17 protein-coding genes and 2 pseudogenes are annotated in these 14,781 nt (G+C 41.0%); 11 read left to right on the top strand and 8 right to left on the bottom strand.

The genetic code is table 11. From position 1 onward, the window contains the following. Positions 1-29: 29 nt before the first annotated feature. The 4 genes from U2718_RS07155 to U2718_RS07140 form a co-directional block, all read right to left on the bottom strand. Positions 30-1,913, bottom strand: coding sequence for a DUF3137 domain-containing protein (locus U2718_RS07155; RefSeq protein WP_341993238.1), 1,884 nt, complete (start codon positions 1,911-1,913; stop codon positions 30-32). Positions 1,914-1,939: 26 nt separating this feature from the next. Next, a complete protein-coding gene (locus U2718_RS07150; RefSeq protein WP_341993237.1) occupies positions 1,940-2,461 on the bottom strand; it encodes a LemA family protein in 522 nt (173 codons plus the stop codon). A gap of 416 nt (positions 2,462-2,877) precedes the next feature. Then, positions 2,878-4,281 (bottom strand): DUF3370 domain-containing protein, encoded by a 1,404-nt coding sequence (locus U2718_RS07145; RefSeq protein ID WP_341993236.1) that lies wholly within the window; start codon positions 4,279-4,281, stop codon positions 2,878-2,880. Between the two features lie 40 nt (positions 4,282-4,321). Next, entirely contained in the window at positions 4,322-4,834 is a 513-nt protein-coding gene (locus U2718_RS07140; protein ID WP_341993235.1) for a peptidase C15, read from the bottom strand. A gap of 58 nt (positions 4,835-4,892) precedes the next feature. On the opposite strand from U2718_RS07140, the gene hisH reads away from it, so the two are divergent. After that, complete coding sequence (gene hisH, locus U2718_RS07135) at positions 4,893-5,528, top strand: imidazole glycerol phosphate synthase subunit HisH (protein ID WP_341993234.1); 636 nt, start codon at positions 4,893-4,895, stop codon at positions 5,526-5,528. Between the two features lie 957 nt (positions 5,529-6,485). After that, positions 6,486-7,031 (top strand): 16S rRNA (guanine(966)-N(2))-methyltransferase RsmD, encoded by a 546-nt coding sequence (gene rsmD / locus U2718_RS07130; RefSeq protein WP_341993233.1) that lies wholly within the window; start codon positions 6,486-6,488, stop codon positions 7,029-7,031. A gap of 65 nt (positions 7,032-7,096) precedes the next feature. On the opposite strand, the gene petG is transcribed toward rsmD, so the two are convergent. Continuing rightward, on the bottom strand, positions 7,097-7,210 hold the full coding sequence (petG, locus tag U2718_RS07125) for a cytochrome b6-f complex subunit V (RefSeq protein ID WP_289790218.1): 114 nt from the start codon (positions 7,208-7,210) through the stop codon (positions 7,097-7,099). A 210-nt stretch (positions 7,211-7,420) separates the two neighbouring features. Between petG and U2718_RS07120 the strand changes: the two genes are divergently transcribed. Both U2718_RS07120 and U2718_RS07115 read left to right on the top strand, forming a co-directional pair. Continuing rightward, entirely contained in the window at positions 7,421-7,795 is a 375-nt protein-coding gene (locus U2718_RS07120; protein ID WP_341993232.1) for a cytochrome c, read from the top strand. Positions 7,796-7,901: 106 nt separating this feature from the next. Beyond that, positions 7,902-9,071: a RuBisCO large subunit C-terminal-like domain-containing protein gene (locus U2718_RS07115; RefSeq protein WP_341993231.1), complete on the top strand. Its 1,170-nt coding sequence runs from the start codon at positions 7,902-7,904 to the stop codon at positions 9,069-9,071. A gap of 25 nt (positions 9,072-9,096) precedes the next feature. Here the strand turns inward: U2718_RS07115 and U2718_RS07110 are convergent, their stop codons facing one another. Then, a complete protein-coding gene (locus U2718_RS07110) occupies positions 9,097-9,246 on the bottom strand; it encodes a hypothetical protein (RefSeq protein ID WP_341993230.1) in 150 nt (49 codons plus the stop codon). Between the two features lie 113 nt (positions 9,247-9,359). Between U2718_RS07110 and U2718_RS07105 the strand changes: the two genes are divergently transcribed. Further along, positions 9,360-9,563, top strand: a complete 204-nt coding sequence (locus U2718_RS07105) for a hypothetical protein (protein ID WP_341993229.1) — start codon at positions 9,360-9,362, stop codon at positions 9,561-9,563. Here U2718_RS07105 and U2718_RS07100 read toward each other — a convergent pair. Together U2718_RS07100 and U2718_RS07095 are read right to left on the bottom strand one after the other, a co-directional pair. After that, entirely contained in the window at positions 9,560-10,003 is a 444-nt protein-coding gene (locus tag U2718_RS07100; RefSeq protein WP_341993228.1) for a hypothetical protein, read from the bottom strand. The two genes, U2718_RS07105 and U2718_RS07100, sit on opposite strands and share 4 nt — an antisense overlap. Before the next feature lie 106 nt (positions 10,004-10,109). Continuing rightward, positions 10,110-10,253: pseudogene (locus U2718_RS07095) on the bottom strand (filamentous hemagglutinin N-terminal domain-containing protein); the annotation flags it as partial. 271 nt (positions 10,254-10,524) lie between these two features. On the opposite strand from U2718_RS07095, the gene U2718_RS07090 reads away from it, so the two are divergent. From U2718_RS07090 to U2718_RS07065, 6 genes and pseudogenes are all read left to right on the top strand, one after another. Continuing rightward, positions 10,525-11,058 (top strand): hypothetical protein, encoded by a 534-nt coding sequence (locus U2718_RS07090; RefSeq protein WP_341993226.1) that lies wholly within the window; start codon positions 10,525-10,527, stop codon positions 11,056-11,058. Positions 11,059-11,082: 24 nt separating this feature from the next. Beyond that, positions 11,083-11,424, top strand: a complete 342-nt coding sequence (locus U2718_RS07085; RefSeq protein WP_341993225.1) for a hypothetical protein — start codon at positions 11,083-11,085, stop codon at positions 11,422-11,424. A 60-nt stretch (positions 11,425-11,484) separates the two neighbouring features. Beyond that, a pseudogene (locus tag U2718_RS07080) lies at positions 11,485-12,327 on the top strand (CHAT domain-containing protein). Positions 12,328-12,624: 297 nt separating this feature from the next. Next, positions 12,625-12,708 (top strand): hypothetical protein, encoded by an 84-nt coding sequence (locus U2718_RS07075; protein WP_411813246.1) that lies wholly within the window; start codon positions 12,625-12,627, stop codon positions 12,706-12,708. Positions 12,709-12,887: 179 nt separating this feature from the next. After that, positions 12,888-13,466: a hypothetical protein gene (locus U2718_RS07070; protein WP_341993224.1), complete on the top strand. Its 579-nt coding sequence runs from the start codon at positions 12,888-12,890 to the stop codon at positions 13,464-13,466. 75 nt (positions 13,467-13,541) lie between these two features. Further along, entirely contained in the window at positions 13,542-14,771 is a 1,230-nt protein-coding gene (locus U2718_RS07065) for a M23 family metallopeptidase (protein WP_341993223.1), read from the top strand. Positions 14,772-14,781 lie beyond the last annotated feature (10 nt).

Genomic DNA, 14,781 nt, shown 5'->3' with positions numbered 1-14,781 from the left:
TTCGAGTTTGAGATGATACCGATACCGCTCTAATTTTGGCTCCAGATACGTCTGTTGAGATTTAAGTCATCAACAATGCCCAACATCAATTGTATGGTTTCAAAATATTCCCGCATCGGTGTAAAGCTCAACATACTATTGTACAGTTTTGGCTCAAACAAATCCTCTGAAGACTCTACAGCAATATAAATCATATTTTCTACAAAAGAAACATAGATATTTTTACCTGCTTTTTTTCTAAACTTAACTAACTTCTCCATTAAATTTGTAGATAAGATATACCGTGCTTCTACTTGGTTATCTCCGTATACTGTATACAGTTTAGAGAATTCTGGATCTTCTAGCTTGATAACTTTTCCTTGACCTATACTTATAGTATTAATGTTAGCTTTATTTAATTTTGGTAGCACTACTGTTTTACCAGGGAAAGATTTATTAAATTTAGCTCTAAAAAATAAACCTTGGAAAATAGTTTTTCTAGAAAATTCATTATTGATTACTTCTTCTTTAAATCTTTGATAATCAATTTTCTGCCCTTTAATAATTCTGCTTGTCACATAAGGAGTACCTTTAATAAATTGAAAAAGTAAAACAAGAATATATATCGGCAGCATAAAGATAAAAATACGTCTGGTAATCCAAGTAGGAAGAAATGAATTTAGGGCTTGAAGCTGTTGGGTAAAATTTAAGTATCTTGCCCAACCATGACGTATTTCTACTTGAGCAAAGATTTCAGAAAAGAAGATATTCGTTTCACCAATGTCCCCACAAATACAATCTTCTTGCAATATTTTATTAGGTTTTAGTAAACCTTGAAAAAGTTGACTATGCAAAAAAGCAGACATCGTAAAGTTTGTTTCTATATCTGAGGAGACACTAGTATATTTCAATTTGTAATTGGTATTAATGAAATCAAAAATTTTTTCAATAATAATTGATTTAAAACCCCTAGCATAAGTTTCTGTCGCCGAAGTGTAAAAAGCAACTAAAACCCAAAAACAGCCTAAGATAACAAGCAAAAAACAGAAGAGAATTAAGAATGATGTTTGTAATACAATTGGGAAAAACTTAAATAAAAAACCGACTGCAATAAATACAGCTACACTGACAAAAATAATAGACCTAAGAACTTCTTTTCTGGTTGTTTCAATAGTTTTTAAATCGCTGAGTAAAGTCTGCTGACAAAAACTTTTAAATTCATGCAAACTTTTGAGCCTAAATTCAACTTTTGTAGTTGTTTCTGATATTGCTATAGTTTGAGATTGTTCTTGAATCTTTGATTCAGTAGATTCTACAGCTATTTGTGTCGTTGCTGCTGGCAATAAATTGGAGATAAATCGCCGCGCCCAAATCTGCGTTACTTCTTGCTCACTGGTAGTAAGTGTTTGGCACAGTGCGATCGCCTCCTCTAATTGTTCGTTACCCTGATAAGCTTTCACTAGCCACATTTGGGCTTGCCAGTAATCTTTCGTTCCTAGTTCAGTATTTTGACAATATTGTTCGAGTGCTTGAACTGCATCAGCATGGCGTTTGAATTTTAGCGCTTTATGCCCAGCTTGGAGTAATTGGGCTGCTTCTTCTGGCGTCAGAGTTGGTTTTTCGGGTGTGGTTTGGGTTTGTGCTGACTCAGACTTAGCAGACAAAGACGGTAGAACTCGTTGTACCCAAGCTTGTATCTGTGGATTTTGAATCGCTGCTAGTTGCTGACATAGTGCGATCGCTTTTGGTTGTTGTCCGATGTGATGGTAGCCTTTGACTAAGCCCATCTGTGCTTGGATGTATTCTTTACTATTTGTCTTAGAATTGACTTGGCATTGTTGGCAAAAACTTTCTAAAAAGTCAATAGCTTCTAAGTAGCGCCCTGACTGAACAGCATCTAAACCAGATTGAAAATCTCTAGATTCAGCAAACATATATTTTTGAAATAATTATCTTCTATCTATTGCTCAAATAGATTTTTGATATTTACATTTTGTTTTTCTTCTTCTGTGGCTACAAACACTCTTCTCGGACGATAATTCATCGTAGAAGCTATCAAGTTAGTTGGAAACATTTCTAGAGAATTGTTGTAATCAGTTACCGTAGAATTGTAGAAGCGCCTAGCTGCTGATATCTGTTCTTCAATTTCATTTAAAGACTGTAATAGTTGGAGAAAATAGCGATCGGTTTTTAACTCTGGATATGCTTCTAGAGATATGAGAATACTGCCAAGCGTTCTAGATATTTCATTTTCAAAATCCATTGCGCTATTTCTGTTTCCATTTGCTCGTCCAGATATTGCTCTGGATCTTAGCCTGGTTATCTCTGTGAGTATGCTTTCCTCATATTTCATATAATTTTGAGCTACTGCTACCAGATTAGGAATCAAGTCACTTCTTTTTTTGAGAATTACATCTATACTGGCAAAAGCATTATCAACTAGATTCTTCTTGGCAACTAAACCGTTATACAGCGAGATCATAAATAATACAAATACAATTGGTAGTAATAAAAAAATAATTATGAATACTGTTAAAATTGTTTTGAGCATATTTAAAAATATGGAAATTTATTAATTACAAAATACATATAAACTAAATCTGCATATAATCAGCCTTTGCTAACCACAGACTATTACTCAAGCAAATTTGGTCTATTATTCCCTATCTTTTATGTAACAAAAATTGATTGTTACTAATAGCGTAAATAAAATATTTGACTTTTCAAACAGTAAATGTTCGTAAAAATATTTTGATTAAGCCAAGGAGAATTTAGATAATAAAAATACGTAAATTTACTGCTGTAGGGAAATTTTGCACCCTACGAGTCAGAGGCTCTAGTTCTCGTTACCAGGTTGAACCTGGTAACGAGGGTTTCGAGGCTTTGCCTCCAGGCTAATTACTGTTGTGTATCGCTAGATGAGTTAGTAGGGTTCAATGTCTGAACTGTTAACACCTGTGGTGGTGTAGCATCTGGTGGGTAAAGAAAGTCTACTTGCACCAATCTTTGATCGCCTGGATTCATGTTTAATCTCACTAAAGGTTCTCCTGGTTGCCCCCGCTTTTGCACCAAATGCACAAACTGAGTTTGCGGCTTACCTGCATCGTCGTTGTAGCGTACCTGCACTGTGCCACGGAAGAATACTTGCTGTGCTGGTGTACTAAAAAAGCGCAGCCCCGGTTTCACTAATTGGTCTTCTTTCAAGGGTGTTTGTATTGATATATTTACTGTTTGGGGCGTTTTAGTATTGTTATATAGTGGTAATTTCAGGCTGTATTGGATACCGTAATTTCCGTGGGCGCGATATGCGGTGTCAGGATAGCGTGCCAGCATTGGTGCGCTTTGAATTTGATTAGTTCCCAGGGTTCCACGATGCAAAGTACTCAACGCATAGGAATAAGCTTGACCAGACTGAGGAATCGTCAAATACTTTACCTTAGGACTATCTGTAATATTTGCTCGCCAGTGAGAGCCTTGGGCTACTCCAGCAACCCGCCCATAAATTATGGGTTTATCGGTTTTTTCTAAAGGCGTGGGTGTTTTATCTCGTGGGCTAGACAAATCACCATTATTAAGCAAATTTTTCCATTCTTCTAAAGTAGGCGCACGTTCACTGCCATCAGTATTTGTGGGTGCAAACATCGCCAGACTGGCTGCATAAACTGTGCCGTTACTCTGGAGGCGGATTAATGTTGATCTGCCATTCAAAGGTGGAGTTAGTCCTTTAACAGGAATCGGTGTATTCAATAACATCTGACTTTGCCCCGGCAGAATAACTATTTGGGCAGGGAAAATGTCTTGGCGACGCCCCCGTAAAACATCACTCATGACGCGATCGCCAGGCCCTGCGAAAACTGTTCCTGAAGGGTTTAGACTAAAAGATGGCTTCTCAATAAATGGTGCATCCGGTTGGCTCAAATAACTCGCCCCTTGTAAAACATTCACCCTTACTGGTTGCTTGCCTGGGTTATGCAGCATTATTCCCAAATAAAGCGATCGTAAATTATCGGGGGTGGGTGCTTCAGCAACATGATGAGCAAAAATATCAAATCGTCCCCGAAACGGAAAATTCAGATGGGCAGTTGGCACTTTTTTCCCTTGGGAAGGAAAAGTTGAAAGCAAAATTCCTTCTTTGAGAACCTTTTCTGGGCTATTGCTATTAAAAGTTGGTACCCGATTCAGCTTACCTGGTAGAGGACGCACTTGTTGAGTTTGTACTATCTCCTCCTGGGGTGGCAAAGGAGTTGTTTGAGCAATAGGAAGGATAGGAAAAATAGGAAGAATTAGTAAGAATGACAACATAATACCTACATATTTTTTCTTCAATCAGACGCAAACAACTTTACCAAAGTGCCAGCCTATGAATAATTAACAAAAAATCGCTCAGAATAGTGGGTAAATTTTCCTCAGTCAAAATAGGAACGTGGATAAAAATACAAGGAACTTTTAGTTGGCACTGCTGTAGGTAATCTAGTACTGAATAATAAACACCTTCGCAGACAAATTTACCGCAGTTGTGACTGATCTCAACTGCTGCTGTTCCCAGCACCAGCTGCTCTAAATCCACCTTTGTCTGCAACACACTTTCCTCACAACTAGCATTCGATTCCACAGATAATAGCGTTCGCTTTTCGGCCATGCCACAGCAGACGATCCCATCTGGCTTAAGTTCTGTGATTTTTTCAAGTACTTGAGCGCTGGCAAGTTGCACATCTACAGGTAACAGTCGCAAAAAACTTAAAGTATGAGATATCGAGTCAAGTTTGGCAAGTTCAATCAACAAATCATCAGAAGAATTTGACTGTTGATGAGGTAGCCAAGTATCAAAGGAAGTTAATAGAAAACTTCTCTTCATAAGAAATATTATTTAAAATATAAATACCCTCCATATTAAATTTACAGGGAGTAGGTAAATGGCAGTGATTGCAGTCATAGACTACGACATGGGAAACTTGCACTCAGTCTGTAAAGGCTTGGAAAAAGCTGGGGCAAATCCTAAAGTTACAGATTCTCACAAGGATTTGGAAAAAGCAGATGCTATTGTTTTACCTGGGGTTGGTGCATTCGATCCAGCAGTACAACATTTGCGATCGCGTGCTTTAGAAGAACCAATTAAAGCAGCGATCGGATCTGGCAAACCTTTTTTAGGTATTTGTTTAGGACTGCAAATTCTGTTTGAGTCTAGTGAAGAAGGTGTCGAACCAGGATTGGGAATTATTAAAGGCAAAGTCAGAAGATTTCGTCCAGAACCTGGCATTACCATTCCCCATATGGGTTGGAATCAACTTGAATTTACTCAACCCAAATGTCTTTTGTGGGAATATTTATCACCCCAACCTTGGGTATATTTTGTCCATTCCTATTATGTCGATCCAGCCGATCCGCAAGTACGTGCTGCAACAGTTACCCACGGTAGCCAAACTGTCACTGCTGCTATTGCCCATGAAAACTTAATGGCTGTTCAATTCCACCCAGAAAAATCCTCTAATATTGGATTGCAAATTCTGTCTAATTTTGTTGCTCAAGTACGCGAACAAGTTGCTGCTTAAAACTTAATTTCTGTAATATTAATTAATTACCCGCCCTATTTTAATCTCGCCACTAAAGCCTAATGAAGGTAAATAAAAATTTCTACTGAAAGCGTGGTGGAGAATGGTGAATTTGGGGAAGGATGGCTGTCGTCTGTATGCAAATTACCGTAAATTTTTGTTACAAGTTAGTATCGTCGCCTAAGTTTATACCTTTATTTTGAAGTGCTGTTTTGTTCTCAAAAAGTTTCTTAAAATGATCTGGCTGTGTAAACGCCACACAATCAGCCACCACTCTTCTAATTTAAGCCTTATACTAAGGAGCTTGCCATTAAAATCCCTGGAACTGAAGTACCCTACGGGTAGACACGTAGTGGATAAACGCAAGTAGCCGCCCACTCTCCCTTGAAGCTGTACCTACGGAAGCTGTACCTACGCTCTTGCGCGTTCGCCGTCAGGCGTTGCGTTAGCTAGCGACTTCTGAAAGTAGCTGCTCCGCATCTACCGCATCTACCGCGTTTACCGGGCGTCTACCAGGCTTAATAGTTCAAGTCATTTAAAACTGAGTGAAAATCTTACCTAGTCAATTCTAACTGACTTTAGCTTTTAGCCAAGAAATTTATTTCTTAGCGAACAAAAGCGTAGATGCAAGATATTGGTAAGGACTAACTGCGATCGCATAGTTGTGAAAATTGAGAAACTCAGCCTCAAGTTCTTGAAAAAGTAAGGGTTTTACTCAGTTGCATTGAGAATTTCACAAATCCCAAATTTTTGAGACTACATCTTAAGTAGGTAGATATAATTAAACGTAAAATGCTGATTGCCAGAAACTAAATAGGAGAAGCTTTTACCTACTGCCTCCTGCCTCCTGCCTTCTACTTAATCCAGCTACCATGTACTAAGAGCGCAAACTTTAAGCTTTGCATATATGTCTCACAAATTCATCAACAATTTCTTCACTAGTTTTGCCCTAGAATTATGGCTCTTAGAATTTCTGGAAATAGACAGTTAAAAACTTTACCAGGAAAGGAAACCAGACCGACAAGTGCACGGGTGAGGGAAGCAATTTTTAATATTTGGCAGGGAACAGTAGAGGGTTGTCGCTGGCTCGATTTGTGTGCTGGTACAGGTTCAATGGGTGCAGAAGCGTTGTGTAGAGGAGCCTGCCTTGTAGTTGGAATAGAACAATCGAGCCGTGTTTGTAAGATTATTGAACAAAACTGGCAGCAGGTAGCTACTGATGAACAAGAATGGAAAGTGTTGAGAGGAGATGTGCTGCAATGGTTGCCAAAGCTTTCAGGACAAAAATTTGACAGAATTTACTTCGATCCACCTTATGCTAGTGGTTTATACCAACCAGTATTAGAAGCGATCGCTCACTACCAGCTTTTAGATCCTAGTGGCGAAATTGCAGTCGAACATAACTCTCAAAGTTCGACGTCACTAGATATTCTTAGTTTAGAAGTTTGCCGCCAGAAAGTTTACGGCAATACAGCTATCACGTTCTACAGAATTGGGGAGTAAGGGAGAAGAATTTATTAATTAAAAATTAATAATTTTTAATTCTTCTCCAATCCCCTCTCAGCAGTTTAAATACCTAGTTGGTTACCGCGCTTAAATTGCTTGTAAGCAGCGTAGAAAAGTCCACTTAGAGTTACAAAGATAAGGCCTAAGACAATACCATCTAGTAGAGGCTCAACCACTTTAAATCTCCTTGTTGCAATTATTTAAAGATTTATTTCCTTTTCTCAATCTTACCAAATTTAGCATCAATCCCGCGCCTGGAAATGGTTTTGAGTAAAAATTAGACAAAGGAAAAATACAATTTGTGCTTGCAGACACATCAAAGAAATTTTAAGCTATGTGTATGAAATGAAAAATTTTTTGTACACCTAATTTAACAGCAAAAACGTTTGGATAACCAAATTACCCAACCTAAAATTCTGATTCAGCGAATCACCGTAATAGTTCTGGCGATTTTGCTTGCATTTATTTTGGGGATTTTTGCTGTTCGCGCGATCAGAACCTCAGATCCCTACGTCAAGACTGTTTTATCCCTAACAGGTAACGCCGTGCAAGGAAACGCCATCTTTCAAATCAACTGTGCTGGTTGTCATGGATGGCAAGCAGATGGACGTGTTGGCCCTAGTTTACAAGGGGTTTCTAAACGCAAATCCTCCTATGGACTGATTCATCAGGTGATTAGTGGTGATACACCTCCAATGCCAAAATTCCAGCCCAATCCCCAAGAAATGGCAGATCTCCTCAGCTATTTAGAGACGCTTTAGGTGAAGAAGTGGGAGAGGGGGGACAAGGGGACAACAAAGCAGGAGAGCAGGGGAGCAGGGGAGATGAGGAGAGAACAACTAACCACTAACCACTAACTACTAACTAATGACTATTGAAGTAGATTACCGTTTCCCTGCGGGTGTAGATCCTCAAACACAAGCCAAAATCATTGCGGTTGGGCAAACAGTGGGAACTTGGGATGCGCGTTTTGCTCACCGAGAAGCAGCGTTGCAATCTCATCTAGGAGAAGTTACATCAGTACAAACAGAAGCCCAAGCAGGTTATAGTATCGCGACTATTCACTTCCCGGAAGCGAATGTAGAAAATGATATTGCTAGCCTGTTAACGATGGTATTTGGCAAATATTCGATGGCAGGTGCAGCAAAAGTAGTAGCGGTGCGTCTGCCACAAAATTATGGGCTACATCCCAAACTAGGTATTGCTGGAATTCGAGAACGTCTTGGGGTATTTGAGCGTCCCCTAGTTATGGCTATTTTTAAACCAGCGCTAGGATTATCAGCAACCGATCACGCCGCAATCTTAGCAGAAGTTGCTCATGCAGGGCTAGATATTATTAAAGATGATGAGATTCTAGGAGATCTCGATATTGCCCCAACCTTGGAACGCCTCAAAGAGTGTCGCAAAATAATTGAACAGGTCAAGCAAAAAACTGGACACACTATATTATATGCCGTCAACGTCACAGGTAGGGCAGACAAGTTATTAGAGAAAGCCCGTCTTTTGGTGCGCCAAGGTGCAAATGCGCTTTTGGTAAACGTTCTTTCCTATGGATTTTCAGTACTTGAAGCTTTAGCAGCCGATCCAGAAATCAACGTCCCTATTTTTGCCCATCCAGCCCTTGCCGGAGCGATGTGTGCTGCTCCCGATTATGGCATGGCATACTCGGTGGTACTGGGAACCTTAATGGCTCATGCTGGTGCTGATGCTGTGTTGTATCCCGCTCACTACGGCAGTTTACCCTTTGATTCTATTGAGGAAGGTAAGATTCGAGAGATTTTGCGTAGTCGTGGTGTTTTTCCCGTTCCTTCAGCAGGTATTCATCCTGGTATTGTTCCCAAGGCTTTAGCAGATTACGGACAAGATGTCATTTTGAACGCTGGTACAGGCATCATGGATCATCCCGATGGTGCGGCAGCTGGTGTGCAGGCTTTTTTTGAAGCCCTAGAGCGTGCATCTGAGAGCGAATCTTTTGCAATCAATACTTTACCACAAGGGCCGCTGCGTCGCGCTGTAGAAAAATGGGGAAGTTATTAAGAGGGAACGGGCTTGGGGGAACAGATCAAATTACGCCAAAATGCGTGGTAGGGTAAGTTTGGATTTTGATTTTTGCTTGCGATCGCATCTCAACCACCATGCCGAATCCAAGCAGCAGGGAATAAACCCAAAATGATTGAAGAGTATATTGCAGTTTACCTGCCAGCTTTTTCACCAGAAATTGTTCATCGCTACTCTTAAAATTTGACGTATCTACGCATGGCAATATGCAAAAATGAGTGACATGATTCTGGAATTACTAGCAACGATTCTAGAGGAGTGATATTTGTGAGCCAGTCCCCTAACCCAGAAACTAAAAGATTTTTGTATATTATAGGTGTTTCTGTCGGTCTTGCTTTATCGTTAACTGCCATAGTGTATTTCTTGCTGGGAATTGGTGTAATTAAATCAATTCCTACTTATATAGTTTGGGCAATCATTTTGTTTTCAATTGGTGCTGGTATTCTAAGCGGCGCTGGTAGACGAAGTTAATCACTGTAAGCACAACCTTGAGACAATGAAGATGCAGGTTTAGCACTCAGGTGAATTATTCCCTGAGCATCAACTTGCCAACTCTGTGCCTCAACTATGGATTTCATTGTCAAAACCTTGGGTGATTCATCTGTTAAAATCCGCCAATCTTCCCAAGTTGCATCAGGTTTGAGTGTAGCGTTGGGTGTTTCAGGAAGTCCGCCTCTGCCAGTCACGATAAATGAACTATTCTGGCTAATATTACACAGCTGTTGATTAGTTTGTTTTGTTGCATCCACCAGATTTACTGGTAGTTCCGTAATTCCTTGGGTGGGATCGAGATTTAAGGCATCAATTGCGATCGTTCCACTTAAGGTAGGATTAGTTTGAGAAATCGCGCTAATATCGCTAGTTCGCAGTAAACGCGGATCTAAGGGTTGAGAATTTAACAATTGTTGCAAGTCTTCCCAGCTGCGTACAATGAATCCGAAGATATTCTTAGCAGTGATATCAATGCGCCCCCCTCGTCCGTTGAAGGCATTGGCAATAATATCACTGTTTTCGTCTTACCCCCAACATCCCCAGAATATTAGAAGGCGTATTACCCGTAACGCGGGACAGTATATTTTGAATCCCTGCCGGATTCGCAAAATAAACCCGTTCTCCATCCCCAACATTAAATTCCCGAAAACTGTGAAATAAATTTGCGCCGTGAGATAAACTTAGCGGCACCACAAAACACAAATATTTAAAATTCTTTCCCTCCGCGTACCTCTGCGACAACCTCTGCGTACCTTTGCGTTTCAAAAAAATATCTAATCCCGACACCAAAGGATGATTAACATTGCGGCGCTCAAGCAAATTGCCATTTCAACGCAAATTGACAGCTTAAGGTAATTTTACGGCTTTTTTAGCGAAATTTTTCCAACTCGTGATGGTAATGTGAAAACAAAAGTTGAACTACAGAACATTCCTGGCAGTGATGAAAATCTCACTTCGCTGGATAGCGATCGCTCTTTGTACTCTAATTCTGAGTTTGCAAATTCACTGGTTTATCCCTGTTTATGCCCAGACATCCACTGCCAGACTGGTGCAAACTGCAAAAAAATCCTATGATGCAGGGCAATTTTTCCAAGCTGCCCAAACCTTGAAACAAGCTGCCCAGGAGTACGCAACCAAAAACTCTCCTCTACATCAAGCCCAAGCCCTCAGTTTACTTTCCCTGACATATCAAAAGCTGGGACAATGGCAAGCAGCGCAAAACGCGATCGTCCAAAGTTTAACTATTTTGAAATCTGCATCCAGGCAACCAAAACACTCGCAAATACTAGCTCAAGTTCTCAATGCCCAAGGACATCTGCAATTGGCAACCGGACAGTTAGAATCTGCCCTAGAAACTTGGAAACGTGCAGAAACTGCCTACCGCCAAGCAAAAGACTCTGTGGGTGTTATTGGTTGTCGCATCAGCCAAGCCCAAGCCATGCAATCACTCGGTTTTTACAGACGCGCTCAATAGCAATTATTACAAATAGAAAATGATGTGCAGCAAACCAAAGACATATCATTAAGGGCTATCAGTTTGCAAAATCTAGGTAATCTTTACAACCGGGTGGGAGAATTACAAACAGCGAAACGTCTTTTAACTCAAAGTGTAACTTTATCACGACAGATACACAATACAGCCCTAGAGAGTCAAGGATTACTCAGTTTAGGCAATATCGAACGATCAACAGCCAAACAAGCAGAAGTTTTAAACTATCCCGAACAAGTGCAGCGATCGCACACCGCAGCTTTACAACACTATCAACAAGTCGCGGCGATCGCTCCTGAATTGCTAATGTATCTGAAAATCAAGTTGATCGGGCAGTTGCTAATCTCTTAAGTGCCTTGAGAAAACGTAGCACCAGCTTGAGTCAAATTAAAGTCGCATCCAAACAACTTTATGAAACAACTTTATGATTGGTTAATTCAACCTATCGCCGCAGAGTTACAAAATCCCCAAAATCAAATCAAAACCCTAGCACTTGTCATGGATGGATCACTACGAAATATTCCCCCAGCCATGCTTTACGACGGAAAGCAATACTTAATTGAAAATTATGCCGTTGCTGTCACACCTGGTTTGCAGTTATTTTCTTCTTAAACTTGGCGCGATCGCAATTTTAATACTTTACTCGCTGGCGCAACCCAAGCTCCTAGCTTTCAAAAAGAAAGCCTGGGAAATCTCGATAATGTTGCTGTTGAGCTAACAGAAATTAGTAAACAAATCCCTCAAAGTAAGAAACTAGAAAATCAACAATTTATCCAAGAAAACATTCGTCAAAATATTCAGACACAATCATTCAATATTGTCCATATTGCCACCCACGGTAAATTTAGTTCCGATCCCGAACAAACTTACATCCTTGATTGGGAGAAACGCATTAATATCCGAGATTTAGACTCTTTGTTACGTAGCAGTGATGCTCATGAAAATAACCCCATCGAATTGTTAATTCTCAGCGCTTGTGAAACTGCCGTTGGTGACAAACGTGCTGCCCTTGGTTTAGCAGGAATTGCCATTCGTGCAGGTGCGCGTAGTACTCTGGCAACATTGATTCAGATTAATGATGCTTCCACAGCAGAATTTATGAATCGGCTCTATCAGCAATTGAAGAATCCTTCTCTTACCAAAGCTGAAGCCCTCAGAAATACGCAACTAGCTTTTCTAAAAGAATATCCCAACACAGACTACAATCGTCCCTATCACTGGGCGCCTTTTGTTTTAGTAGGGAATTGGTTTTAATATTCAGTTATCAGTTAACAGTTATCAGTTATTAAAGTTAAATGGCAATTCCAACACAGAAAGCTCTGCCTTCAGGTTGGATAAAAGATAACAGCCCACTTATAAGAGTTAGAATAGTTTTAATCAATCCAGATTTCAATGCTTTTGAGTAATGACAATCATCTCAGGCTACATCATTAAGTGAAAGTTTAGGAATTTGATTGTAAACTTCTGCATTCTCTTCAAGAGCTGAATTACTGGCAGTCATCATAATTTATGAAAACCCCGAAATAGAACAAACAAATTCTGTCAATTCCTGTGCATCAAAATCAAGATTTGAAAGTCGGAACTTTGAGAGCTTTGATGAAAATAGCCCAGCTAACTGAGGAAGATTTACTGTGATTTTGATGTTGAAGGATTGTGAGTGATGTCTACGACAAGCTACACTTACGTATCTTACACAGAAGCCTTGTACATATACAAATGTGGTATGTTGCACGAGCGACAATGCGCCCTCCGAGGAATTTGATACTATTAACTAAAGTGGGCGATCGCAAAGCAGCTGATTTGCAAAACACACTATGGCAAAGCGTAAGAAAAGCAATCTCCAATGGATTAAAGAAACGCTTGAATTAAAACCCGATCATCACTGGGAAGCTCCACCAGGCTACAAAATTTTTGTCGGCGATCGGGGGGCTGTTCGTTTTAATGTTCCCCAGAATTGGATTTTGAAGCCCCAAGAAAAATCGTTCAAGTTCCTCGACAAAAAACCGCCGAAAGACGATTGCTGCCTAGAAGTGTCTTTCAACCGTCTGCCGCCCAATGACTGGAGCCAGTTTCCGCTCAAAGCCACCCTGAAGAAAGTGGTAGAAGACGATGATCGCAATGTCATTGAAAAGGGAGAAATCTTTACCGTCAAGCGTCAAACTGCCAGGATTGTGTGGACAGAGATTAAGTTTATCGATACTCAGGAAGAACCACGGGAGGCTTTTTCACGGACTTGCATTGGTTTGGGATCGAATGTTCAGTGCTTGATTACATTCGATTATTGGGCAGATCAGGCAGAGCAGCTCACACCCGTTTGGGATGAAGTGATGCGAAGTCTCACACTAGGGCTATATATCCGCGATCCACTAACTGGTTTGGCTTTCCCAGACTGAACCTGTTCGAGCAGCTTTTTGGGCGTTGTGACCTAGCGTTTTTTACAGCAAAGTTTTTGACAATTAAGGAAATTTATGATAACGCACTCTCTGTGGCCCTGGAGACGGTTCGTATCATTGGCGATCGCTATCATTGTCCTGGCGATCGTAGCTGGTATACAAATAGCTAGTGGTTCTCAACCCACTCAATCTAATAATCAGTGGACGCCCTTGGTAGTGTCCACCCTCATGCCCAAGACTAATGCTGTCCTTGGTGTTGATGGTAAATACCATGTTGTCTATGAATTACAGTTATCTAATTCCAATCCGACAACAGCCACACTTAAAACAATCGAGGTTCTTGATGCCAGTGCTCCATCCCGTGTCATCTTCACTTATGCAGGCAGGGATTTGCTGGGGCGACTGCGAACTCTGGGAAATTCGCCAGCTAGTAGCCCAGACATTGAATTTAATGGGACACGACTGTTTTTGATCGACTTGGCGTTCAACTCGCGTATGGATTTACCATCCCGCCTTTTGCATCGCTTCAATCTGTTAGGAGGAAGCAGCCCTGTTCCAACTCCCCCATCCCCGCTCAACTATACAGCAGCCCCGTTCACCCTCACTCCTCAAACTCCAGTTTTCGGGCCACCACTGGCTGGCAAGGGCTGGGTTGCAATCAATGGATGTTGTGCGCCTAATGTCGGACATCGGAGTACCGGATTGCCCATTGATGGTCAAATCTACTTTGCCCAGCGGTTTGCCATTGATTGGATGCAACTGGACGATCAAGGACGGGTAGTCAAGGGTGATGTAAAGAATCTCTCAAACTTCCCCTCTTATGGGGCTGACGTCCTGGCTATTGCTGATGGGACTGTTGTGGAAACGCTGAATACCCTCTCCGAACAAATTCCACCTAGCCTACCAGACCCCAGCACAATCACTCTAGAAAATCTTTTGGGCAACCATGTCATCCTTAGACTTAGCCCCAATGTCTTTGCACTGTATGCACACCTGCAAAAGAATTCAGTCACAGTTAAATCAGGGGAACGGGTCAGGCGCGGGCAAGTGCTGGGTAAGTTGGGAAATACAGGGAACTCGTCAGCACCACATCTACACTTACACCTGATGAGCGGTTCGTCGCTTGGTTCCGATGGACTTCCCTACGTCATCAATCGCTTCAGTGTAGCAGGTCAAATTCCAGCAGAGGCAACCGATGCGTTCTACGAGCTTAAGGGAGACTGGAGAAAGTATCTGTTGTCAAATCCATCCTCGCGACGCGATCAGTTCCCCCTCCACTTTACAATTGTTGACTTCCCTGACTAAATCAAGGAAT

The sequence above is a fragment of the Chlorogloeopsis sp. ULAP02 genome, from assembly GCF_038404745.2.
GTDB lineage: Bacteria > Cyanobacteriota > Cyanobacteriia > Cyanobacteriales > Nostocaceae > Chlorogloeopsis.
The sequence above is the reverse complement of the archived record's forward strand: the minus strand, read 5'-3'. Positions and strand labels throughout refer to the sequence as shown.